This window comes from Jeotgalibaca caeni (assembly GCF_028863945.1).
Lineage (GTDB): Bacteria > Bacillota > Bacilli > Lactobacillales > Aerococcaceae > Jeotgalibaca > Jeotgalibaca caeni.
The window spans coordinates 1-25,363 of sequence record NZ_JARBEA010000038.1; the positions used below are offsets into that span (position 1 = coordinate 1).

A 25,363-nucleotide genomic window follows, 5' to 3' on the forward strand; every position below is an offset into this window, starting at 1 on the left:
AATGGCTCTCGCCACCCCAAAAGGGATCTGCGAGAGCTATTTCTTTATTCATTTTTCTGGTTTTGTCCCAGCCTCTTTTTCTTTTACGACTCTTTCCCTATTCTCATGTTTATCATGTGATTATGATTCCTTTCCGATTATATAAAGTGTTATAGTTACTGTGCAGGATGTCTATAAAAGAGGGATAAATATGGAGACAAACCGAGCACTGTTTTCCTGGTCTAAGAACCAGTTGGAGTACCCCGAAAAAACCATGGAATTTTTGGAAAAAGGAAAAGTAACGACCATTTTCCAACATATTACGCAACAAGATTCCGCTTCATCCCTTCGCTCGTTTATAGCGGTAGCGGAAGAAGCAGAAAAACAAGTCTACTTTTTAATGGGCGATCCGACATGGACATTTGAGTTGGATCCTTTACTGCAAATGATTCAAATAGCAGAAATCCATCAACCACAGGGGATTGTCATTGATGTAGAGCCTTATCTCCTGGATGAATTTCAAACCAATCCGCAAGAAGTCATGGACGCCTTCGTCACCAATATGAAAAAAGCGTATCAAGCGACGGAACTAGAAGTGATTTTATGTGTGCCTTATTTTTATGACTTGATGGGTTTTTCTAAAGAGTTGGAGCAGCTTATTGCTGAAGCGGCCGATGCTGTTGCGGTCATGAATTATTACCGCGGCAAAGAATCTGAGCATCTGCAAACAGAGGCTCTCTTATGCGCCAACTATGATAAGCCTATTTATACGATTTATGAATTGCAGCCGCCGGGTATTCATGGCATTACACCTCGGAATACGTATTATCAGGTAGGATTACGTGCAGCAGTAAGGCAATTCGAGGAGCTACGAAATAATTTTCCCAATCAAGAAATCCATGTATCATTTCACGAATACAATTCCTATAAGAAGTTGTTTGAAAGAGAGGCATTATGAAGAAAAAGAATTCTATGATTTTCCTCGGCATGATTGCGATCCTAGTGGTTGCCGTTTTATTTTACCGCACCCAATTTGCGGAACCGAAAGAACCTTACTATGCTCGGGTCACCGATGAAGCATATGAAGTACTGATTGACGGCGAATGGCAAGCGGTACCGATTAAAGGAGTGAACATGGGAATTGCCAAACCTGGCTACTTCCCAGGCGAATCGGCCATTACGGAAGAAGAATATAGTCGTTGGTTTGAGATGATTGGCGAAATGAATGCCAATAATATTCGAGTGTACACGTTACATCCACCTGAGTTTTATCAGGCTTTTAAGAAATACAACGATACGCATGAGGAAAAAATCTATTTATTCCATGGTGTCTGGGTTAATGAAGAAATGTTAATTGAAGCGCAAGATGCATACGATGAAGAGACACTGGCTGACTTTCAAGAAGAAATTCAGCACGTTGTGGCAGCGATTCATGGAGATATTACCGTCCCCGAGCGAGTAGGGCACAGTCATGGAAAGTATAAAGCTGATATTTCGCAGTATGTGATTGGCTGGATGGTTGGAATTGAGTGGGATCCCCATGTAGTCGTAAGCACCAACGAGTTGCATCAAGGAATAGGTGAATACCAAGGTACTTTATTCGAAACGAAAGATGCATCGCCGTTTGAGCATTGGCTGGCCGAACAGATGGATTATATTTCCACTTATGAAAAGGAAAACTACGATGTCATCCGACCAACTAGTTTTACGAACTGGGTGACGACCGACTTATTAACCCATCCATCAGACACTTCGGGGAAAGAAGATTTGGTCAGTGTCGACCCGAACCACATTTATCCGGTAAATGAAATGGAAGAAGTAGGGGAATTCGCTTCCTACCATGTGTATCCGTACTACCCGGAATATTTGATTTATGATCAGAAATATCAGGACGTTCTCGATCACCGCGGAGAAGAAAATCAGTATGCTTCGTATTTGAAAGAGCTAAAAGAGCAGCACCGGATGCCGATTATTGTTGCGGAATTCGGTGTCCCAAGTTCAAGAGGACGGACTCATACGGGACCAAACGGCAAGCACCAAGGGTTTATCAGCGAAGAAGAACAAGGCGAAGTGACTAGTGATCTATTCGAAGACATCATGGAAGCTGGCTATCTAGGCGGCATCGTCTTTTCTTGGCAAGATGAATGGTTCAAGCGGACTTGGAATACGATGGACTATGATAATCCCGACCGGCGTCCATATTGGTCCAATGCGCAAACCAGTGAGCAGCAGTTCGGAATCTTGAGCTTTGATACGCACAAAATACAAGTGGACGGTGAAACAGCTGATTGGGAAGAGCATGAACCCATCTATACAGCCAAAGAAGGACCCTTGAACGAGATGTATATCGATCACGACGAGCGCTATCTCTATCTGCGGTTGGATTATGATGCGGGTGAAGAAGGCTATCCGGTCTTTCTCTTTGATACCATCCAAGATCAAGGAAATCACACCATAGCTGGATTAAACGGTTCAACTTTCACTAATGGGATTGATTTTATTGCTAATATGCATCCCGACGAGTCGCGCCTCTTGATTGATGCGTATTATGATTTTTACAATTATCAATACGGCATGATGCTCGATTTTATTGAAGCGGACCCGGCGAACCCGGTTAAAAATAGCGGCCAGTTTAGACCCCTTTATTACGTTTTGAACCGAGCTATCGAACTTGCGGACACGAATGAGACCATTCCTTATGAAGACTATGAAACAGGAAAACTGTTGCCTGGGAACGGCAATCCAGCTGCCGACGACTACAACTCTTTGGCCGACTATGCGCAAACCGAAGCAGGGGTTCTAGAATTACGGATTCCATGGCTGTTATTGCAATTTCGTGATCCTTCCCAAAAAGAAGTGATGGGAGATCTTGTGGAAGAAGGCGCAACGGCTTCTCAATTCATTGATGCTTTGTCGGTCGGCGTTCTTTTTCTGGATGACAAGGAAGAAGTAATCACTTCTTTCCCAGCACAGAAGAACCAGAAAATACCAACGTTACATCCCTATACGTGGGAAAAGTGGGACATTCCTCCATCAGAGGAGCGCCTGAAAGATTCTTATGATCTCTTGAAAGAAACGTTTGACGCCTATTAATTGGAAGGAGGAGAAAAGATGGTTGCACATTTATTGTGGGGTTATATTATTGTCAGTGCAGGAGTCATCCTCTATGTAGCAGGATTTGCCATCTCTTTGGGGTTTCAAACGAGACGGAAAGAAGCCAACCGAGACCGAATCAAGCAAATGATTCAAGAGGACCGTGTACCGCCTAAGCTGCATCAAACATTCCAGCTTGTCTGCTTTGATGAAGCTCTCAAAGACTTGCAAACAGAAGGGGAGTTGAGTCCTCACTACTTACCAAGAGTAGAAGGAACATTCACCTCTTTGGTGGACCGATATAAAGGAAAGACAACAGAGGAACGAGCATATTTTGCACAAGTAGTTACCCGGTATACGGGTTCGTTTTCAAAAAGAGAGCTGTATCAATCGTTGTTAACTTTTTTAGAAAAACCGAATATGTATGTCACCGAAAATGTGCTGCAGGCCTTGTACTTGCACGGTGATGTCACCTTGATTCAAATCGCTTATCAAAAATTATCAGATGCTCGACGTTTCCATCATCCCAAGCTCATTGCGGATGGATTAGCGACCGTATCAAGTGACCAGGAAGAACTCGCTCAAAAAATGTGGAAAGACGCCACTTCCTATCAACCGTCCATCCAACTTGGGATTGTCAGTTTCATTGCTCGAGCCAGTTCCTCTTTTCAAGAAACATTTCTTCAGTTCTTGCAGAGCGAAGAAGGAAGTTTGGATATGCGATTGGAGATGATGCGGTATTTCCGCAAGTATCCGTATGAGCCAGCTTACCCATATTTAATGGAATTATTGAATCCAGATAATGGGTTGGCGGCTGAATACCGGATTGTCGCAGCAAGTGTACTCAGCGCTTATCCGAAGCCAAGCACAATTGCAGCACTGAAACAGGCGATGAAAGACAGAGAATGGTATGTCCGGGTCAATGCCAGCCAAACCTTGAACGATTTAAACGTACCAGTAGAAGAGCTAACAAGTATTGTCACCGGGGATGACCGCTATGCAAGTGAAATGGCGGCATACCGCCTCATGGAAAGGAGTGCTGAACCGAATGTTAACTGAATTTGTCATTCCGCTCCTGAGAATAAGTTCCTACTTTTTTATCGGGTATGTCATTGTTTATACAACGTTTCTATTTATTTCCGTTATTTTTAGTTTCCTTGAACTAACTCGCAAGTATAAAATGAAGGGCTTCGGGATTCAATTGAAACATGCTTTTTATTATCCGGTATCGATTGTTGTCGCTGCCTACAATGAAGAAGTCACGATTCTATCGACCATCAATAGTTTGGTGAAGTTGGACTATCGTTTGTACGAAGTGGTGGTAGTGGATGACGGTTCAAAAGACGCCACCGCTGCCAAAATGATCGAAACCTATCAATTGAAAAAAGTATCAAAGCCCGTCCAAATCAAAATTAACACCCAAAAAATGTTTGAGATTTATGAAGGACAAGTGGAAAATGTCAAAGTAACCCTAGTCCGCAAAGAAAATGGCGGAAAGGGAGATGCGTTGAATGCCGGTATTAATGTGGCAAGTTTCCCGTATTTTGTTACGATTGACGCCGACTCCATGTTGCAAAAGGATGCCTTGGAAAAAGCGATGCAACCTGTTCTCCGCGACGAAACAACCATCGCGGTAGGAGGCCTGATTCGCATTTCCCAAACCGCTCGCTTCAAAGACGGCAAGGCGATTTCGTACGAGCTTCCTTGGAATCCCGTCATCAGTATGCAAGCAGTGGAATATGAACGCTCCTTCCTGGCTTCCCGTGTATTCATGAACCAATTTAACAACAACCTGATCATCTCTGGCGCGTTCGGCTTGTTCAAAAAGTCAGCCGTAATTGCAGTGGGGGGCTATAACCCAAAAACTCTGGGCGAAGATATGGACTTAGTGATGCGAATGATTATGCACTTCACCAAGAATAAGAGTCCATTCCGAATCGAATACGAACCATCTGCTGTTTGTTGGAGTCAAGCTCCCCATCAGTTTTCCGATTTGCGTAAGCAACGAAAACGTTGGTATCTGGGACTGTTCCAATCTCTCAAAGAGTACCGTTTGATGGGCAGTGGCTTCAAACGAGGATTCCGTTTCCTGTGGTCCTACTATTATTACTTTTTCTTCGAACTGCTCGCGCCGTTTATCGAATTAGTAGGCATCTTCACGATTCTGTTGTCGCTATACTTAGACTTACTGTTCGTGCCGTACGTGGTTTGGCTATTTTTGCTATACTTACTCTTTAACTTTACCGTTACCTTGACCTCCTTCGTTCTGCGTATTTATATCCAAGACTCAAAGGATCGCATGCAGAACATTTGGCGCGCCATCGTGATGATTCTGCTGGAGACGTTCTTTTACCGCTACGCATTATCTTATATCCGGGTCACTGCCTTTATCGGCTACCGACGCAACAAACATTCATGGGGGAAAATTACCCGTACCGAACAGACGATTGAAGAAGAGAAATAGAGAGAATTCATGCACATTTTAGCTGCAGGAGTTCTTTTTTTGTTTTTGACACATCTATGTTAAAATGAAAACGTATACTAAATGTTTTTTGTTTCAAAATGTTTGTATAGCAGAATGAATCAATATAGAGGGGGAAATCCGTATGAAAAGAAAAGGAATCATTACATCACTTATTTTGGGAAGTTTTTTGATTTTATCAGCTTGTTCCAGTGCTGACAGTGAGACGGATCAAGTAACTTTGTATGTCTCTGGTGATGTATCAGAAGGAAGCGCCTATACGAAAATGGCGGAGAAGTATGAAGAAGAAACTGGAATTCATGTAGAAGTAACGGACATCCCTTATGCAGATTTAACTACTAAAATCTCTACTGCGGTACAGTCCGATGATGCTCCTGATGTAGCTCGTGTATCTGGGGTAGTTCCCGACTGGGCCGAATATTTGATGGATTTATCATCCGTTGCAGAAGAAGCAAACACAATTGAATCGATGACCATAAAAAATGAAGAAGGAATTGTGAAGGCTTTACCGACAGATATTACAGCAGTAGGCATGTTTATTAATACAGATTTGTTTGATCAAGCAGGAGTATCTTACCCAACTTCTGAAGAAGACATTTGGACCTGGGACGAATTTATAGCAAGTGTAGAAGAAGTAAAAACAAATACCGACGCTCGATTTGGCATGGTGATGGATGGTTCTGATCACCGTTTGCGCGCGTTTACCTATCAGTTCGGCGGAAAGGACTTCTTCCTAAACGAAGATGAGACTTCCTACATGACCGATGAGAATACCATCAAAGCGATTGAACGATTCTATGAACTGAATAATAATGGTTTCATGCCGAAGTCGGTTTGGACTGCCGGTGAAGATGCCGCGTCCATGTTTAAGAGCGGACAAATTCCTGCCTATATGTCAGGCAGTTGGCAAATTAAAGACTTCTCTGAAAATATTGATTTTAATTGGCAGGCCGTCTATATGCCGTATCAAGAAGTCCGGGCGACCAACATGGGTGGAAACTTCCTCGTTGGTTTTGAGAACGGCGCAAATCCGGAAGGAGGCAGAGCTTTCATCGAGTGGCTCTACCAACCAGAAAATTATACTCAACTTGCGACTTACGCCGGATACTTACCAGCATTAGAAGACATCGAAGTCACTTATGAAGGCGGTCAGGAAGCATATGACATTTATATTCAAGAAATCGCTGCAGCCGATGAAATATCTGGAAAACAAACGTCAGACCAAGTAACCAAAACAATGCGTGGTTTTACCGGGTTAACAGGTAGTTACCGGGACTCTGTCGTGCAGTATTTGAATGACGAAATTGATTTGGAAACGGTGATTGAAAATACAATCAAAGATTATAACGATGGGTATTTAGAAGAATAACAAAATTTTATCTCATTAGGCGTTTTATTCCAGCGCCTAATGAGGTTTTAGATTTGTAGGGAGGAAAAATATGCTCACAAAACTTAAGAAAAATAAATGGCCGCTAGTATTTACGGGAACGAATATCGTGTTGTTTGTTTTATTTTTTTTCCTGCCAGCCATACTAGGGTTTTATTATTCATTAACAGATTACAAGGGCTTTGCCAGCCCAAACTTTATCGGCTTTGAAAACTATACCGAATTATTTCAAGATGCCAGCTTTTATAAGGCTTTATTTCGAACCTTCCGTTACGCCATCACGCTGGTCCCTTTGATATATGTCGTTTCCTTAAGCATCGCGCTTTTACTGAATAGTAAATATGCAAAAGGAAAAGTATTAGGAAAGATTATCATTTTCTTACCTTGGACAATTTCAGGGATTATTGCTGGGGTCATCTGGAAATGGCTGTTCGGCGAACATTTTGGCTTTATCAATTATATATTAACAGTAGCTGGTGGTGAACCAGTTGCTTGGGCCACTGGGGCGAATGCTTCTTTTGCAGTAATTATCATGGCTGCACTATGGGGCGGGACAGCTTTTAACATGCTGCAATTTACAACGGCCTTGAAAAATATTCCTGCCTCACTATATGAAGCTGCCGATATGGACGGAGCCAGCAGTACGCAGAAGTTTTGGAATATCACGTTGCCTGCCATTAAACCGACTTCCTTTATGGTCATTTTATTGGCTTCGATTGGAGCCATGAAGGAATTTGCCCTCGTACAATCGTTGACGAATGGTGGACCTGGAACAGCCAATGTGTTTATTGTTCAATACATTTATCAGACTGGTTTCGAGAAGAGCCGCGTCGGATATGCCAGTGCCGCCTCCATGGTTCTTTTTGTCATTCTCCTGATATTTGGCTTGATTCAGATGAGAATAGGAGGACGACGAGATGCGTGAAAAAACATACTCCATTTCCAAATTGCATGACAAGACTGCAACGGTTTTGCTAACGACCGCACTGATTATCGTTGGATTATTATATCTATTCCCATTGCTATGGTTTGTTCTCAGCTCGTTCAAGCCGGGATCAGAGTTATTTACTTATCCCTTAAACATATTACCGGAAAAACCAACGTTCACCAGTTATCTGGATGCTTGGAATAGTTTGGAGTTCCCAAGATTATTTGCCAACACCTTGGTATCTGCTGTTACGACAACGATATTAACAATATTTGCGAGTGCTACTTGCGGATACGCATTTGCAAAGTATGACCAAAAGTGGCTGAACTTTTTCTTCATTTGTATCATTGCTACAACCATGCTGCCTACCGAAGTTATCATGAATCCAGTATTCATTATTATTCGAAACTTAGGGCTCTATGACAGTTTGGCTGGTATCATTATTCCGTCCATCAATACCGCCACAGGAATCTTCATGTTCCGCACCTTTTTCGTCTCCGTGCCGGACGATTTAATCGAGTCAGCTCGAATTGATGGCGCATCAGATGGCCGAATATTCTTTACAATCATGCTCCCAATCGCCAAGCCAGTGATTTTAACTCTGGGTATATTTTCTTTCCAGTGGCGCTGGAACGATTACATTTGGCCGCTGATTGTATTGAATGATCCGAAAAACTATACTTTGCAAGTTGCCTTAAGAGGATTGGTTGGTGCGGAGAATATTAATTGGACGATATTGATTGCTGCTTCTGTCGTGTCCATTATTCCTCTGTTACTCGTTTTTATTGTGTTCCAACGCTATGTGACTGATGCAGAGACGACATCAGGGTTGAAAGGATGAGAAATGGGTAGCTCAGCAGAAAATAAATCCTGAGCTACCCATTTTTTTATGAAAGTGGGTAGCTCAGAAAAAAATTTGTTCCCAACTACCCAGTTTGCCGTAAAAGTGGGTAGTTGGGAGATTTTTTTCTGCTGAACTACCCATTCTGAGTGGGGTTTTTAGAAGAAGGTATGCTATTCTGTATGCAACATGACTGATGAGGGGGACATACGATGAAATGGGCCATATTAGGAGCGGGAAACATCGCCAATTCATTTGCGCGGTCTTTTCAAAATGAACAAGCAGAACTGTACGCAGTTGCATCGCGGTCACTTGAGAAAGCAGAAGAGTTTGCCGGTAAATATGCCATTCCTGTGAGCTACGGCAGCTATGAAGAAATGTTGGCGGATGAGGCGATCGATGCCGTCTATATCGCGACACCGCACAGCCATCACTACCAACAAATCAAGCTCTGCCTCGAAGCAGGCAAGCACGTTTTTTGCGAAAAAGTTATGGTTACCAGCATGAAACAGTTGGACGAAGTAGTCGAATTAGCTCGAACAAAAAAATTGTACCTTGCCGAAGCGATGACCATTTTCCATGTACCTTTGTACCCAAAATTGAAACGATGGATCAAGGAAAACAATGTAGGAAAAGTAAAGATGATTCATGCTCCATATGGCGCCTACAAACCAGCGGACTCCCCTATGTATTTTTATCAGAAGGAGTTGGCGGGCGGAGCACTTTTTGATATCGGTACGTATGCATTGACCTTTGCGCTGGAATTTATGAGCAGCCCTCCGAGCGATATCGTTACATTAGGGAACTTGCATGAGTCAGGCGTCGATGAGTCGTCCGTAATTGTGTTGCGCAACCAAGAACAGGAACTAGCGACTGTTGAACTTTCCTTTGCCACGAACCTCCCACACGTGGGCGTTGTTGCCTTTGAAAAAGGGCACCTGGAAATTCCGAATTATCCTCGTGCGAAACGAGCAGTATTCAAAAATCTGGAAGGCGAAGAAACGATTATCGAAGTCGATGACGAAGAGCACGCATTTACACATGAAATCAATCATTTTACCAAAATGGTATTGGCGAAAGCTGAGAATCCAACCCTTACTAAAACAAAGCGTGTGATGGAAGTGATGGATGTTGTTCGCCGGGAGTGGGGATTGGTTTATCCGTTTGATTAGCGGCTATATAGGAAATGGAGAGGCGAAGGAAACTTCGTCTTCTTTATATACAAAGAGATTTGCGCAAAATATAATTGGCAGTCTAGTTATAACATGTTATAATAAGGTTAATAAAACCCTTAGGAGGGCACCATCATGGGACAAATGAAGGTAAGGAAAATTGGGAATTCAGTAGGTGCAATTTTTCCGAAAGAATGGGAGCTGAAAGAAGGCGACTTGCTAGAATATCATAAAGAAGGCAATAAAATCATCTTGGATACAAAAGATACGGCGCGGAAACATGATCGAATGCTAATTGAAGAAAGCTTTGCTGATTTTGAAAAAAATAACACCGTGACTGAAGCAGAGATGAATAAAGAATTCGGTAAGTATGGTTGGGGAAAATAAATGGTGAAATATACAGTCGAATACTCGGAAAGCTTTCGAACTAGTTTAGTTCAAACGATTAAGGAATGGGAAACAGAACTATTCATACCGGAAAACCAAGTGAATCAATTTGTGCAAGCTATTTATAAATCAATCGAATTAATAAAGATTTTTCCTGAAATGAACGAGGAAGTCTCGCTTGTATATGGTTTTAGGGAACCGACTTATCGAATCTTAATTGGGAAGAGTTATGCTATTTTTTATCGAATTAATAAAAATGAGAACAAAATTCTGATTGGTAATTTATATAAACAGAAGCAAATGAAATTGCAATTTTAAGTTTTAGCAATCCCCACTTGACCCCAAAGGAGCACGATCTATGAAAGCACTAATCATCTACGCCCACCCAAGAAAAGAAAGCTTCTCCTACGCATTACTGACCCGTGTCACTGCAGCCCTTGAGAAGAAAAATTATGAAGTAGAAGTTCGAGACTTATATGCAATGAACTTTAACCCCATATTAAATGAATCTGATATGATTTATACAAAGAACCAAGAATTTGTTCGTGAAAACAGTGAATATCCGGAAGACGTGAAGGTAGAACAAAAGCTCATTGAAGAAAGTGAGTTACTCATTTATTTGTTCCCGATTTGGTGGAATGGTATGCCAGCAATCATGAAAGGGTATATTGACCGTGTATTCCAACATGGGTTTGCATATAGTTTCACTTCAGAGGATCCGAAGCAACGTTTTGCTGGAAAGAGAGCCCTGTTTTTGACGCCAACTGGCCAACCGCAAAGCGATGATGGAGAGGACACGAAAATCACCAAGGCCATCAAGACGTTGACCTCTGAATGGTTGTTCAATAGTATTGATGTTGAAATCATCGACCACGTTTTTTATGGCAGAGTTCCTTATCTTTCAAGGGAAGAGTTGGAGAAGTATTTAGTTGAAACAGAAGAACTGATAAATGAAAAAGTTTAGGTTAGGAAATAGATTTTTAATGAAAATAAACGATTCAAAATGAAGCTAATCGATAGAGCAATTATAAATAAAATATAAACGATTTAGCGCTTTTGATTTGTGCAAGAGCGCTATATAGTCTAAAAGAAATTCTATTCGAACCAATAAGTAACTCCCTCAATGATTCTCATTAAAGCCCAGCTCGTAACCTCGCACCCCGTGCCAGGGTTACGAGCTGATTCCTTTCTCCCCCGCGGAAACAATTCAATCTTCTCATCAATCCGCAATCCCTTTATAATGAAGATAGAACAGAGGTGAACGACATGTTTTTAAATCAACGTTCGATTGCTATTTTGAAACGGTTGATTCAATTTCCGAATGATACCTTTGAAATAGAAGAATTGGCAAGTCATTTTGAGGTCAGTGAGCGAACGATTCGGAATGATCTGGAATCGATCGACTTCTATTTGAAAACAAAGAAACTTCCACGTGTAAGGAAAGAGATGAAAATTCAGATTTCGCTGGATAACAGCGAGCTGACGAAGGAAGACAAAATCTCGTTACTCCATGAAGTTGAAAGGTCCGACCAAACACTTACGGCATCAGAGAGGAAAGACTGGATTTTCATTGAATCTCTGCTGCAAATGACGACCATCGATATTCAGTACTTGATGGATTTGTTGCAGGTGAGTCGAAGTACGGTTATTTCTGACATCAGGGTACTGAAGGAAGAACTTCTTGAGAAGAGCATCAACCTCGAGTACAAACCGCAACAGGGATACCACTTAACCGGTAATGAATGGTTGATTCGCCGGGAAGGAATCAGTATTCTCAGCAGCCAAAACTTCCTAACGCATTATTTGGAAGAGCGGATTCTAGAAAAAGACTGGCTGAGGTTTTCGGAGGAAGACTTCAAATTTGTGGGAGACGTTATTTCTGACATCGAGAAGAAGCTCAAGAAAATCTATTCAGACAATGCGTATCGCAATTTGACGAATGGCGTTCTTCTATCGATAAGCAGGATGCAGGAAGGGCGTTTCTTGGAACCCGTTAAGGAAACCGACGCTTTGAAAAATAAAGAATACACCTTGTTAACAGAGAAGGCTCATAAGCTGGAGGATTGTTTCCAGATTAACGTACCTGATCAAGAGGTGTGGTTTCTGGTCAATCTGTTTATTGAAGGAAACCTGATTAAATCCGAACACTTTCTGGATGAAAATTGGGTAGAACTCTACTTGTTTACAAATCGTTTTATCGAGGAAATGAGTCGTCAATTGGCGGTTCCCTTGCATCAAGACCAAGATTTGTTTACAGCCTTAGTTTTGCATCTTGGTCCAGCCTTGAATCGGATGGAGAATGAAGTGTTTTTGAAAAACGAAATTCTTCAGCAAATCCAGGAAACGTATCCGGAGCTGTTTGACCAAGTGGGGACATCCTTGAATACCTTGAGCGCTGAACGCGATATCCTTTTTTCAACGAATGAAATCGGTTTTATGACCCTTCATATTGCGGCCGCTTTGGAGAAAATTTCGATGATGGGTGGACGGCCGAATGTACTATTGATTTGTAACTACGGCATCGGCACCTCTAAGCTTCTGGAAACCAGAATCAACAAATTTTTCGCATTCCACATCGCTGGAACCTTCTCCATTCGGGAGTTGAATGAGGAACTGTTAGCCAAAAATGATATTGATTTAATCGTTTCTACTTTGCCAATCAAAAAGGAATACCATGTGCCGGTCATCGAAGTTTCCCCGCTTCTCAATGGGGGCGAGATTCAAACGCTAAAGGACTATGAGCGCAGCTACTTCTCCAATCGTCACCACATTAAAGAAGCAACAGCACCGAAATTAAGCAGTCTTTTGACAACGGATACGGTGCAAACCAATGTGGATGTGCAGAATTGGGAAGATGCGATCCGCTTTGGCGGACAGCTTTTGAAGGACCGCGATGCTATCGAACAACGGTATATAGAAGAGATGATTCGCGCTGTCAAAGAGTTAGGCAATTATGTCGTCATCACATCGAATGTGGCCATGCCCCATGCCAGTCCCGATAAAGGGGTAAAGGAAATCGGCATGAGCTTGATTACCTTAAAAGAGGCAGTCCCATTTGGTGATGTGGAAAGTGATCGGGTACAAATTGTCATTTGTCTTGCTGCCGTAGATTCCACGTCCCATCTCCATGCCTTACAAGCGTTGGTTGATTACCTGAATGATGAACCGTTCATGAAGCTGCTCACGTCTGGGAGTTCAAAGGAAGAGATTATTGAATACATAAATGAGGAGGATATGCATGCTGAATGAAGTATTGACCCAACAAAGAATGCAACGGGTTGAAAAAGTAGCAAGTTGGGAAGAGGCGATTCGCCTAGCCAGCCAACCGCTTCTAGAAGAGCAAGTGATTGAAGAACGGTACGTGGCTGCGATGATTGAGAGTGTGGAAGTGAATGGTCCTTACATTGTCTTGCAGGATTATTTTGCACTCCCTCACGCATCAGCCGGGAACGGTGTAAATGAACTCGGGATGGCTCTACTGGTTCTCGATGAGCCTGTAGACTTGAAAGGAAATCCAGTTAAGATTTTCCTTGTCCTAGCAGCCATCGATTCATCGGCTCACCTACAAGCGTTAGCCGAAATTTCAGAACTCCTGATCAATGAAGAGAACTACAAAGTTTTTCTCTCTGGTGATTTGGATAAAATAACAGAAATGATCAAATAAAAAAGAGGAGGAAGTAAAATGAAATTTTTAGCAGTATGTGGATTTGGTGTCGGTTCGTCAATGGTTTTGAAGATGACGCTACAGAAGGTGTGTAAAGAAAGAGGAATCACGTGTGAGGTAGAAAACACAGACATCAGCTCGGCAAAAGGGGCAGCAGTAGATGCTATTTTCACGAGTCAAGAGTTCGGCGATGAGTTAATGAGAACCGAAAAGGTACCGGTTTACCCAATCAAACGTTATATGGATAAAGCAGAAGTTGGCGCAGCATTGGATCAATTTCTAGCAAATCAAAAGGGGTGATAGAGGATGGGATTCCTGACGGGCTTTTTAGATGTACTATCAAATAATGTATTACGAAATCCACCAGTCCTTTTAGGGCTGATTGCCGCAATCGGTTTGATTGTGCAAAAGAAAAACATCGCGGACATTATTAAAGGTTCGTTGATGGCAGCATTTGGGATGATGGTGTTAGACACAGGGGTTGGCTTGATTGCTGGTTCTATTTCCCAAATCAATGGCGCTTTCCAAGCGACCATCACTAGTGATGCAACAGTGGGCGAGGCGTTGAATGACGTGACCTTTACCAACAGCTTCGGTGGAGAAGTCGGTATGGCGATGTTTATCGGTTTGATTATTCACTTGCTGATTGCTCGCTTTACAAAAGTAAAAACAATTTTCTTAACCGGCCACATGTTATGGTGGTTCCCGTTCATCTTCGTTGCAGCAGGAGTTGAAGGTGGACTAAGAGGTCTTCCATTGATTCTCTTTGGAGCGATTTTCTCAGCTTGTTACTGGTCCTTTATGCCATGGATCATGCGCCGATTTGTTTGGGATGTTACCGAAGACGATTCATTCTTGATTGGTCACCCAACTGGTTTCTTAAGTATTATTTCTGGTTTAGTTGCTCGTAAGTTCGGGAACAAAGAACGTTCTACAGAAGATGTAAATGTGCCGCAAAGCCTCTCCTTCTTCCGTGAAATTTCAGTTACCGGTGCAATTGTTATCTTCCTATTATACTTGGTTCTTTCCATCTTTATCCCTAGCGTTATTAGCGAAGGCGCAAATCCATTTTTTGAATCGATCTCTCAAGGATTGACGTTTGGTGCCGGTCTCTTGATTATGCTATACGGGGTTCGTATGTTGATTAACCAAATCGTTCCAGCCTTCCAAGGGATTTCTGAAAAACTAATTCCTGGAGCAATTCCAGCATTTGACGTACCGATTCTCTTTAACTATCGTCCAAATGCAGTGATTATCGGGTTCCTTGTAGCGATGATTACGTCAACCATCCTGATTGTCATTGCAAACTCCTTTAACATCTTTGGCGTATTGCTTGTACCTCTTGTTGTTACTTCCTTCTTTGAAATGGGTGGAGCAGCGGTAGTAGGAGAAGGTCAAGGTGGTTTGAAAGGGGCAATCCTTGGAACCATGGCCGCATCCTTCGTAATGGTAGCAGTAATGGGAATTTCCGTTGCCATCTACAGCGAAACGATTCAAAGCTGGTTACTTATTTTTGGAGGAAATGACTTCTCAATCTTCGGACCAATTGCGAAACTGATTGCAGACTTATTGTCGGGGGTGTTCTAGATGACATTTGAGTACTTTGATAAAATAAAAGAACTGCTAGAAGTAGTTGAACAAGAAGAATCTACCGCCATTCAAGCAACCATTGATTTAATGGTCGAAACCATTGAACGTAAAAATGCTATTTTCGCATTTGGCGCGAGCCATGCCGGAATTCTGACGCAAGAATTGTATTACCGAGCAGGTGGCTTGATGACCATTAATCCAATTTTCGGTAAAGAAGTGCTGCTGGATGTGGAACCTGTTACCCATACTTCCCAAATGGAACGTTTGGTTGGCTACGGAACAACGTTGGCGAACAAAACGCCGTTTGCAGAAGGGGACTTGCTGATTCTACATTCTGTATCGGGCCGGAATCCTGTAACCATCGAATTAGCGATGGAAGCACAGAAGAAGAATGTGAGAACGGTAGGAATTACGAACCTCACTTATTCCAAAGAAGTATCTTCGCGCCACCCATCCGGAAAAAATCTGTATGCGTATTGCGATGTAGTCATTGATAACCATGGCGACATTGGAGATGCCGTTTGCTCCATCGAAGGTTTGGAACAAAAAGTAGGTCCATCGTCAACCGTTGTCGGTGCGACTGTTTTGAACACCATTGTCGTAGAAACAGTGAAGAAACTTGTGGAAAACGGCATGGAAAAACCACCGATTTTCTATAGTGCAAATCTAGACGGCGGCGACGAATTGAACCGCGCGTTGTATGAACGCTATCAAGATTCCATTCACTATCGCTACTAAACACATGAACATGAGAAAGGCTATCCTATTATTGGGTCAGAGACTTTTTACTTTCTAGGTCTATCGTTGCGATAGGAGACGAGAAAGTCTGGCTATCGCAACGCAAACTCCTTTTGCGTTGTGATACGATGTAAAAAAGAGTAGCTATCACCACGATAAGTGATTTATCGTGGTGATAGCGTGACGAGAGGAAGTGCTATCGCAACGGAAGATGCAAAAAAACCAGAATTCTGTCTCAGTGGGAGATGGATTCTGGCTTTTTTACTTATCTTATTTTTGTCTCTACATTTTCCAATAACATAAATACATCATCTAACCCCGCACAAGCATGTAACTTTTCTGTTAAAGAATCAGACGAGGCGATTCGCATAACTTGCCGTAATAATTGGCTGAAAATAGTTGGGTTCTCATCGTTTGACACGATGAAGATGACAGTCCGTACTTGATAACCATCCCACTCAATTTCCTTTTCCAGGTTAATAATTAATACAGACGAGTGCAAAACCTCCTCCTTGGAGCCATGCAAAACGGCAATACCACGTGCAACATAGGTGGTACTCTTCTTCTGACGGTCAAAAACAGTTGAAGGAAAATGGCTGGTTACATATTTGTGCTGTAGCAAATATTGACAACAACTATTGATGAATTCTTCTTGTGTAGTGTAATTCATTATAAAGTAGAGTAGATGGTCTTGAAGATAGCTTTTCTTCAGTTCTTTTTCCAGTACATGAAAATTAATAAAATGCTTGATAGCAGAGAAATCTTTTTGCGTGAAGGAAGTGCTGATTTCCACCACTTTTGAACTTTCCACAAGAGCTTTCGTACTATTGATTACGAGATCGAACTCAGCCAGATCCAATTCATCCATTGTATTGGAACGATATACTTCAGTGATTTCTATCTCTTTGAAATAAGAAGAAATGATATGAACCAAAAATTGTTCAATGGATAATCCTTCCTTACAAATCAAAGCGGTTTTGATTGCGCTAATATTTTCAGGTCTGCTAATTGCTGCAATGATATGCAAACAAATATACCCAATCTCATTTGCATCAAAGTAGATGTTTTCCATTCTCTCTAAATCATCAATAGTCGTCAGCACTGACAAATAGACTTCGGTATAATCATTTTTAATGTAATCCAATAAAGGGTTGCTAAAGGGAATCCCTTGTTTCATCCGATTGATAGCTGGCCTCAGATGCGTATTGAGATTTCTACTAAGTTCTTTATCCTGACTCAGATCAATATTCAACCGCATCCCTACCAATTCTATAAACTGATCAATTACCTTACTTTCATGGGACTCTGTCATCATATTCGTTTGCTTCCTAGTAGACATTAAAATTCGTGATAGATAAGAGAGCTCACTATCAGGAAAAGATATCTGGAAAAGTTGCTCCATATGAAACTTGAGTAGAATTGCATATTGGAACTCTACACTTTTCTCCACTGTTTTATTTGAAACTTCGGTACTATAAAAATGATTTCTCAAACGAATAATAATGATCATTAAATAAAGTAATAGAAGATTATAGTCATTCTCGCAAATACTAGTCTTCATCGCTGTTTCACATACATCGGCTAGGTGAACCAGGTCTTCTTTTTCTTTTGGAGTGAAAAAGGTATCTAAGATAGCTTCTGTTCGTTTAGATATTCGGTCAAACTGACGGCTATCATCATGGAAGCTCAAGTAATTTGTTAATACAAAAAGAAATAAACTGCGAATATCTGTTTCAGAGCCGACAAGTTTCACTCCTTTGTTCCTCAAATAAATGAGTTCGCAAGAAAACTTGGAAATAAAAGACTCTACTTCTTGTAAGATTATTTGGATGCTGGAAGAGGATTTATAAAGCTTTTTTTCTAACATTTGATAAGCTAAGTAGTTTTTTTCAGTGAATAGTTGGATAAGGATGAAGGTAAAGTCATCAAAGTTATGTTCATTTACCGGAATCAATGCAGAATGTTTTATTTTCGATAAAATGTGAATCTTTCGTTGACTAGTAAGATGCAATTTTATACCAGAATTGGGTGTTTTCTCCAGCTCATTTGGCTGGACAAGAGCAGTAAATTCAGGAGATCTTAAATAATTGTGAATCGTACGCGGAGAAACTTCTAAAGATTTTGCCAGTTCATTTGCTGTTTGATAATCATGTTGATGAATCAGAAGCTGAATAAGGTCGAATACTTTTTTTGTTTTATTCAAGGTACGACTCCTTTCTAAAACTCTTCCAATTTAATTATAGCAAGAACCTTAATGAGATACAGCCTATATATTTGCAACAATAGAGCCCAATGTTGCAAATACTTCCTTCTGTCGCTCTTTATTGTTGAAACTGAAAAGTGGTACCTTATAGATGAAAAAATAAACCACTGAAGAGGTGAAATAATGAAGAAAATAGCAAACTGTATTCATCATACGCATTGGGATTTAATTTGGTATTTTACTGTTCAAGATGCGAGTGTTCAGTTTTCCTATAACATGAAAGAACTGTTAGATGCATTTGACAATCGAGAAGTGGAAAACTTTTTCCTAGATGGGCAGACGGCTCCAATTGATGAATATCTGACCCTTTTTCCAAATGAAAGAAAACGAGTCGAGAAGTATGTGTCTAGCGGTCAACTTGTAATTGGTCCATTCAATTCTCAGCTCGATAGCTTTATAACAAGTGGAGAATCCGTCCTTAATAATCTGAGACTTGGTATTAAAACAGCTCGACAGTTAGGAAGGGTTTCAAAAACTGCCTATTTACCCGATTCCTTCGGTCATTCCATTGACTATCCGAAAATATTCAAACAATTTGACATTGAAGACTTTGTTATTACTCGAGGAGTAGGGGACGAATATAATTTAGGAAGTGAATTTTATTTAGAATCCAATGATGGATCACGCCTTCTAGTCTATACGATGATTGCGGGATATGGATATGGAGCTTATTCGTTTAAGGAAGGAACACTTTTCACTAATCAAGCGGTAGATTACAATAAAATAAATGTACATCAATTAATCGACCGACTACTAACCTATTCAACAATTGAAAATGAATTTGTTTTTCCCTTAGGCTTCGACCAAAATCCGATGGTTCGGGATATAAAAGAAAAAATAGCTTTCTATAATGCTAGTCAGAAAGAATTTGAATTTGTAGAAACGACATGGCAAAAATTCTTCCAAAAAATCAGGGAAAAAGGGCAGGGTTTGAAAATTCATCAACACGAATTGATTTCCCCACAATATCACCGCGTCCATCGTTCTATCTATTCTGCCCGTGCAGATGTGAAGGCTCTTCAAGACCAATGTGAGCGTGTCTTAACTTATGAGTTGCAACCGATGATGAGTATGTTAGACAGCTTAGGAATTGAATACAATCATGGTCTCGTGGATAAGGCATGGGAGACATTAATCCTTTGTCAAACTCATTCTTCAGCGAACTTAACTGAAGAAACCAACGCTTATATAGAAAGGCAAACTAAGAATTCCTTAAACTTAGCCTATTCACACAAACAATACCTCTTAAAACTGCTGTCGCTTTCTCTAAATGATGAAGGTTCAACGGACAGTCCACTGATTGTGATGAGTACATTGCCTCAAATGCACACAGAAGTTGTCCAAGCAAAAATTTTTACCAAAACTTCAAACTTCAGTCTTTACCTGAATGATGAAAAGGTACCATATACCATTCTACACGCCGAGAGAAAAAATAATGGAGTGCTGAGAAAGAATCCGCTTTTGATTAATGAAGAGAAATTTTATTACGTAACCGATATCGAGTTTGAAGCAAAAGATTTACCTGGTATTTCTTACCGGACCTATCAAGTGAGGGAAGAGCAGCAAACGGAATACGGTCAAATGGTTCCAACTAGCCACTACATCGAAAATGAAAACTACAAAATTTTTCAAAATGAAAAAGGAATCGCTATATATGATAAAATCAATCAACGATTACACGAAAGAGCCTTTTTAATTGAAGATGCTGGAGACGAAGGAGACAGTTTTGACTATTCCTATCCAACTCACGACTGGAAAATAACAGATTCTCTAGACCAAGCTTCTGTCGAATATAGTTCCTCTATGTTTAGTCAAAAAATGACCATACGGGGTTCTATGAATATACCTTTCAATTTAGAGGAGAGAAAAAATAAAGAAGCAACAAGTATTTTAGAATACACCATCCAGTTGGTAGTAGAGAAAAATTCTCCTATGGTTAAATTGTCAGGGAAATTTCATAACCAGGCAGAACAGCATCGGGTACGACTTCTCTTTACCGGAGAAGAAGCGAATGAATATTCTTTTGCTGGAACCCAGTACAGCGTCTTGAAACGGAAGACATTTAGTGAAGAACAAACGAACTGGAAAGAAAAAGGATACTTTGAAGAACCAAGTCCTATTTATCCATTACTAAATCATGTTTCAACCGTTCATAATCAACAAGTCATGACCATATATACAAGAGGTAGTAAGGAATATGAATTTGTTAACGAAGGCTATAAAGATATCGGCGTAACTATTTTCCGTTCCTATGGCGCTCTAGGCTACCCGGATCTGAATAGACGACCGGGACGTCCAAGTGGATTAGACTACATGGTTTTCGAAACACCAAGTTGTCAAATGAAGCGAGAGAACCACTTTGAATTAGCAGTGAGCTATGCCACGGATTTTTCTCCCAATGGTATCTTCAAGCAATATGTTACTTATGCCACGAATTCCTCTGTCTATCAAAAGCAAACCTATGACAAGTCTATTCATCCAATTGACTACTTCCCGACTAACCCAATGAAAGAAAAGGTGCCAAACAATTATCATTTCCTTCAGCTGGAAGATGGAGAAGAAGTATTTGGAACAATAGTGAAGTCGGACCTTTCCGATTCTTATATAGTGCGTGTTTTTAATAATGAAGACCGAGAAGTTAATCTAGGAACTCTAGAAGGTCAAGCAACTAATTATCCAATCTATCAAACAAACATGGAAGAAACTAAAAAAGAATCACTAGATAAAAAGCTCCAAAAAGGTGAATTACGAATGATAAAACTGGAAAAAGGGAGAGAATAGATATGAAAAAAGTAGTAGGAGTTTGTGCCTGTCCAGCTGGAATTGCGCATACGTACTTAGCAGCAGAGAATCTAGAAAACATCGCTAAGAAAAAAGGATACAAAATTAAAGTTGAAACGAATGGATCATCAGGAGTGGAAAATGCATTGTCAAAAAATGATATTGAAGAGGCAGATGCGGTCATTATTGCGGCAGATACAAAAGTAGAAATGGAACGATTTAGAGGGAAGAAGTTAGTAGAAGTATCGGTCACAGATGCGATTCGTAAAGCAGATGAAATTTTCAAAAAAATTGAAGAAGATAAAATTACGACTTACTAGGAGAGATAAACATGAACGGAAAGAAAATATATCAACACCTGATGACAGGGGTATCCTACTTTCTTCCATTTGTAATTGGAGGCGGTATCATAACCGCATTGGCATTTTTACTTGATGTTGGAAATTCATCATCTTCTACTTTTGGTTCGTCCACACCACTGACTGCATGGTTACTTCAAATTGGTGGGTTAGCAATGGGAATGATGTTCCCGTTCTTAGCAGGATACGTCGCATACTCTATTGGAGATAAGCCAGCTATTTTACTGGGAATTGTAACAGGGATGCTGGCTAGAGACGGTGGGTCAGGGTTCTTAGGAGCAATTGCTGCTGGATTCATTAGTGGATACATCATTGTCCTTTTGAAGAAACTGACCCAAAAATTCCCTCGCTCGCTAGAAGGGATTAAGTCCTTATTAATTTTTCCAATTGTAGGTTTACTACTAAGTGCTGCTGCTATGATTTTGGTGAATATGATTGTAGCACCGATTAATACCGGCTTAAACAACTTCTTAGTTAGCTTGAACGATACGAGCGCTGTACTGATTGGAGCGGTCATTGGTGTGATGTTGGCTTTAGACTTGGGTGGCCCAATTAATAAGACGGCTTATCTATTTGCAGTTGCGACTCTGACCAATGCATCAGGGGAGCCGGTTCCTAGCGTTATTATGGCAGCTTGCGGAAGCAGTGCTATGGTAATCAGTACGTCATGTGCAGTTGCGGCTACGCTGTTCCCTAAGAAGTTCAGCCCAAGTCTGCGGGCAGCAAAGGTGGGAGCTTATATTATGGGCCTAGCATTCTTTGTGGAAGGTGCGATTCCCTACGTCATTGCCAAGCCTAAAAAAATCCTGCCAGCCCTTTGCATTGGGGCAGCTGTGACTGGAGGGTTAACAGCTGCGATGGGTATTACATTAGCAGCACCAATTGGTGGATTGGAGACACTCCCACTAGTGAGCAATATTCCGCTGTACCTCCTCTCATTCGTTGTGGGTACCGCCGTTGCAGTACTAATTATTTATTTACTTACTAGAAATGATGAAGAGTATGAAATCGAAAAAAGCGAGGATTGATTATGGAGATTATAGCAGAAGAGTTCATTCAACTGGATGTTTCCTTAAAAGATAAGGACGCAGTCATTGCTTATATCACCGATTTGTTAAAGAATAAAAAGAGAATCGATGATCCTGCTCAATTGAAAAGGGATATTTTACTACGTGAAGAAGAAGCCTCAACCTCGATGGGTTTAGCGATTGCCATTCCTCATGCTAAATCTGTCGCAGTAAAAGAAACCACTGTTGTTTTCTTGCGCTTGAATCCCTCGATTCAATGGAACTCCGATGCAGGCATTCAGATGATTTTCGGTATCTTTGTGCCTGCTGAAAATGTAGAGAACCAGCATTTGAAAATACTCTCCAGTCTAGCGAGAAAGCTCGCAAACGAAAATTTTCGTGAGCAGTTATTGCAAGTACCTACGCCAACAGCATGTAAAGATTTGTTGCAGGCACTAAATCAAGCGTAGAGAAAGGATGAAGAAAATGTATCGATTGCGTCCGGGATTAGACTTGAAAGAGCCCATAGAGATTACGATTGGTTATGCAGAAATCGTTACAAGATTAAAAAATGAAGTAATTCAAGGAAATTATCGAAAAGTGGCAATAGAAGTTCATCCAGGTATTAATTGCGAGCTGATATTGAAAGAGATCCATGAACAGTTTCCTGACTGTTTAGTAACCTCTACAGATTCACTTTATTTACCTCCTGAATATATCTACCGAGAAATTGCCAGTGACCTTACAGAAGATGAAGTATTTGGCCGATTTTCTCATCATAATTTTCAGGACTTTCTATCCCCGATAAAAGTAAAAAAGTTATATGAAGAACTTGAAGCTATTTCTTGCCCCCATATTTTGGTGGGGGTAGGGGCATCGACTGTCATTTCGTATGATTGTTTAGTGTATGTGGATATTACGCGTTTGGAGATTCAAAATGGCTATAAAAAAGGATATCCTAATTGGATGGGACTAAGAGAAAATCATTTTAATCAGAAAATGAAACGCGCGTACTATTTTGAATGGCCAGCTAGTTTGGAAGTGAAAAATAAAATTCTGCCACAATGTACTTATTATATCGATATGACTGATGAAACGATGCCTAAAATGATGGAAGGGTACGCACTGAGACAAGCATTAAAATCCTTCACCACACAACCATTTCGTTTAGTTCCATTTTTTGAACCAGGAATTTGGGGCGGAGAGTGGCTACAAAAAACGTTTCAAGTTGGAATAGATGAACGGAATTTGGCTTGGTGCTTTGACGGAGTACCAGAAGAGAATAGTATCCTCTTTCGAGTTCAGGACATAGAAGTTGAGATACCTGCTCAAAATGTAGTGTCTCTTTACCCAATAGAACTATTGGGTAGAAAAGTATTTGGTAGATACGGAAGAGATTTTCCCATTCGTTTCAATTATTTAGATACGATGAATGGGCAGAACCTTAGTCTACAAGTTCATCCAACGTTAGACTATGCTTTTCGTAACTTTGGTGCCAAATATACTCAAGATGAGAGTTACTATGTGATGGAAAGTAAGGAAGATTCGATGGTATACATTGGTGTGAAAGAAGGGGTAGAGCAAGAAAAACTGGTGGCTGAATTTGAAAAATCACAGGAATCAGGCGAGTTTGATGATGAAAAATACATCAATCAAATTCCTGTGAAGAAGCATGATCATTTGCTGATTCCGGGAGGAACGATTCACTCAAGCGGAAAAAATTGTGTCGTTTTAGAAATTAGCTCCACTCCCAATCGTTTTACTTTCAAGTTATGGGATTGGGGTAGAGTAGACTTGGATGGTAAACCAAGACCCATTTCTATTCATCACGGCAAACATGTAATCAATATGGGCTGTACCGAAGAATATGCTAGAGATGAGCTATACAATCAGATAGAAGTTATCAAAGAGGAAGACGGGCTCAGAGAAGAACGCACGGGACTGCATGAAACAGAGAGTATTGAAACACGCCGCCTCATCTTCTCAAAACCCATGCTGCAAACTACAGATAAGAGTGTGAATATGTTGAATTTGGTAGAAGGTGAGCATATTCAAGTGCTGTCTCCGACTCATGCATTTGAACCTTTCGACGTTTATTACGGAGAGACCTTTATTGTTCCAGAATCAGTAGGTGAGTACATCCTTCAACCAATCGGAGAATGTGTGGTTATAAAAGCTTATATTCGTTAAAGCATCCATTGCGATAAGAAGAAAAAAGGCCAGAATCGATCTCATGAGGAGATGGATTCTGGCCTTTTTAAAGGAGAAGGTTTTACAAATCAAAAAAGTGATACATCCCCAGCAAGTACCCCCAAATTTTCCAAAATTCCTGGTTGCCAATATCACTATTTAAGTCGTACCAGGGAGTTGGCTCCCCATCAATCATTTGAAACGCAGCCACATAAATCAATTCAAAATCGTATTCTTTATTAAGCCGTTCATAAATGAGTTTGGTACGCAACATATGGAAATCAGAAGAGACGATAATAGCTGAATCGAAGCCATTGTCTTCCATCATGCTCAAAGTAAATACCGCATTTTCATACGTACTAGTAGCTTCTGTTTCAGGAATAATTTGCTCCCTTGTTAATCCAAACTTTAAGTAATCATAAACGCCTGAATAATTCATACCGACAAAAAAATGATCTGTTGCTCTAAATTTTACCGGAATTTATATTTTTTATTCCGTCTC

General features: G+C 40.7%; 23 protein-coding genes. 21 read left to right on the forward strand and 2 right to left on the reverse strand.

Translation table 11 applies throughout. The features are described from left to right. Window positions 1-190 precede the first annotated feature (190 nt). The 16 genes from PVE40_RS08670 (at window position 191) to PVE40_RS08745 (ending at window position 16,261) form a co-directional block, all read left to right on the forward strand. Window positions 191-937 carry a hypothetical protein gene (locus tag PVE40_RS08670; RefSeq protein WP_274731508.1) on the forward strand — a complete coding sequence of 249 codons (747 nt, stop codon included), beginning with the start codon at window positions 191-193 and terminating at the stop codon, window positions 935-937. After that, window positions 934-3,072: a family 2 glycosyl transferase gene (locus PVE40_RS08675; RefSeq protein ID WP_274731509.1), complete on the forward strand. Its 2,139-nt coding sequence runs from the start codon at window positions 934-936 to the stop codon at window positions 3,070-3,072. Before PVE40_RS08670 ends, PVE40_RS08675 begins: the two co-directional genes overlap by 4 nt. Window positions 3,073-3,090: 18 nt before the next feature. Next, window positions 3,091-4,131, forward strand: coding sequence for a HEAT repeat domain-containing protein (locus tag PVE40_RS08680; RefSeq protein WP_274731510.1), 1,041 nt, complete (start codon window positions 3,091-3,093; stop codon window positions 4,129-4,131). Then, complete coding sequence (locus PVE40_RS08685; protein ID WP_274731511.1) at window positions 4,121-5,536, forward strand: glycosyltransferase family 2 protein; 1,416 nt, start codon at window positions 4,121-4,123, stop codon at window positions 5,534-5,536. Before PVE40_RS08680 ends, PVE40_RS08685 begins: the two co-directional genes overlap by 11 nt. 142 nt (window positions 5,537-5,678) lie before the next feature. Beyond that, window positions 5,679-6,923 carry an ABC transporter substrate-binding protein gene (locus PVE40_RS08690; protein ID WP_274731512.1) on the forward strand — a complete coding sequence of 415 codons (1,245 nt, stop codon included), beginning with the start codon at window positions 5,679-5,681 and terminating at the stop codon, window positions 6,921-6,923. A gap of 70 nt (window positions 6,924-6,993) precedes the next feature. Beyond that, window positions 6,994-7,866, forward strand: a complete 873-nt coding sequence (locus PVE40_RS08695) for a carbohydrate ABC transporter permease (protein ID WP_274731513.1) — start codon at window positions 6,994-6,996, stop codon at window positions 7,864-7,866. Further along, a complete protein-coding gene (locus PVE40_RS08700) occupies window positions 7,859-8,710 on the forward strand; it encodes a carbohydrate ABC transporter permease (RefSeq protein WP_274731514.1) in 852 nt (283 codons plus the stop codon). The genes PVE40_RS08695 and PVE40_RS08700 overlap by 8 nt, the downstream gene beginning before the upstream one ends. Window positions 8,711-8,922: 212 nt before the next feature. Then, entirely contained in the window at window positions 8,923-9,882 is a 960-nt protein-coding gene (locus PVE40_RS08705; RefSeq protein ID WP_274731515.1) for a Gfo/Idh/MocA family protein, read from the forward strand. Between the two features lie 135 nt (window positions 9,883-10,017). After that, entirely contained in the window at window positions 10,018-10,269 is a 252-nt protein-coding gene (locus PVE40_RS08710; RefSeq protein ID WP_274731516.1) for an AbrB/MazE/SpoVT family DNA-binding domain-containing protein, read from the forward strand. Further along, entirely contained in the window at window positions 10,270-10,587 is a 318-nt protein-coding gene (locus PVE40_RS08715) for a type II toxin-antitoxin system RelE/ParE family toxin (RefSeq protein WP_274731517.1), read from the forward strand. A gap of 40 nt (window positions 10,588-10,627) precedes the next feature. Beyond that, window positions 10,628-11,233, forward strand: coding sequence for an NAD(P)H-dependent oxidoreductase (locus PVE40_RS08720; protein WP_274731519.1), 606 nt, complete (start codon window positions 10,628-10,630; stop codon window positions 11,231-11,233). Between the two features lie 302 nt (window positions 11,234-11,535). Further along, complete coding sequence (locus tag PVE40_RS08725) at window positions 11,536-13,518, forward strand: BglG family transcription antiterminator (RefSeq protein WP_274731520.1); 1,983 nt, start codon at window positions 11,536-11,538, stop codon at window positions 13,516-13,518. Next, a complete protein-coding gene (locus PVE40_RS08730) occupies window positions 13,508-13,933 on the forward strand; it encodes a PTS sugar transporter subunit IIA (RefSeq protein WP_274731521.1) in 426 nt (141 codons plus the stop codon). The genes PVE40_RS08725 and PVE40_RS08730 overlap by 11 nt, the downstream gene beginning before the upstream one ends. 18 nt (window positions 13,934-13,951) lie before the next feature. After that, window positions 13,952-14,233, forward strand: coding sequence for a PTS sugar transporter subunit IIB (locus PVE40_RS08735; protein ID WP_274731522.1), 282 nt, complete (start codon window positions 13,952-13,954; stop codon window positions 14,231-14,233). 6 nt (window positions 14,234-14,239) lie between these two features. Further along, window positions 14,240-15,520 carry a PTS ascorbate transporter subunit IIC gene (locus tag PVE40_RS08740; protein WP_274731523.1) on the forward strand — a complete coding sequence of 427 codons (1,281 nt, stop codon included), beginning with the start codon at window positions 14,240-14,242 and terminating at the stop codon, window positions 15,518-15,520. Continuing rightward, window positions 15,521-16,261, forward strand: coding sequence for an SIS domain-containing protein (locus PVE40_RS08745; RefSeq protein ID WP_274731524.1), 741 nt, complete (start codon window positions 15,521-15,523; stop codon window positions 16,259-16,261). It abuts the gene before it with no gap. A 265-nt stretch (window positions 16,262-16,526) separates the two neighbouring features. Here the strand turns inward: PVE40_RS08745 and PVE40_RS08750 are convergent, their stop codons facing one another. Next, complete coding sequence (locus PVE40_RS08750; RefSeq protein ID WP_274731525.1) at window positions 16,527-18,464, reverse strand: BglG family transcription antiterminator; 1,938 nt, start codon at window positions 18,462-18,464, stop codon at window positions 16,527-16,529. Window positions 18,465-18,647: 183 nt separating this feature from the next. Between PVE40_RS08750 and PVE40_RS08755 the strand changes: the two genes are divergently transcribed. From PVE40_RS08755 to PVE40_RS08775, 5 genes are read left to right on the forward strand one after another with little or no spacing between them, the layout of a single operon-like run. Next, window positions 18,648-21,305 carry a glycoside hydrolase family 38 N-terminal domain-containing protein gene (locus PVE40_RS08755; RefSeq protein ID WP_274731526.1) on the forward strand — a complete coding sequence of 886 codons (2,658 nt, stop codon included), beginning with the start codon at window positions 18,648-18,650 and terminating at the stop codon, window positions 21,303-21,305. Window positions 21,306-21,307: 2 nt separating this feature from the next. Further along, window positions 21,308-21,625 (forward strand): PTS fructose transporter subunit IIB, encoded by a 318-nt coding sequence (locus tag PVE40_RS08760; RefSeq protein ID WP_274731527.1) that lies wholly within the window; start codon window positions 21,308-21,310, stop codon window positions 21,623-21,625. A gap of 11 nt (window positions 21,626-21,636) precedes the next feature. Further along, a complete protein-coding gene (locus PVE40_RS08765; protein WP_274731528.1) occupies window positions 21,637-22,692 on the forward strand; it encodes a PTS fructose transporter subunit IIC in 1,056 nt (351 codons plus the stop codon). Window positions 22,693-22,694: 2 nt separating this feature from the next. Then, window positions 22,695-23,141, forward strand: coding sequence for a PTS sugar transporter subunit IIA (locus PVE40_RS08770; RefSeq protein ID WP_274731529.1), 447 nt, complete (start codon window positions 22,695-22,697; stop codon window positions 23,139-23,141). 7 nt (window positions 23,142-23,148) lie between these two features. Continuing rightward, entirely contained in the window at window positions 23,149-24,861 is a 1,713-nt protein-coding gene (locus tag PVE40_RS08775; RefSeq protein WP_274731530.1) for a class I mannose-6-phosphate isomerase, read from the forward strand. An 82-nt stretch (window positions 24,862-24,943) separates the two neighbouring features. Here the strand turns inward: PVE40_RS08775 and PVE40_RS08780 are convergent, their stop codons facing one another. After that, entirely contained in the window at window positions 24,944-25,300 is a 357-nt protein-coding gene (locus tag PVE40_RS08780) for a YdcF family protein (RefSeq protein ID WP_274731531.1), read from the reverse strand. Window positions 25,301-25,363: the final 63 nt, after the last annotated feature.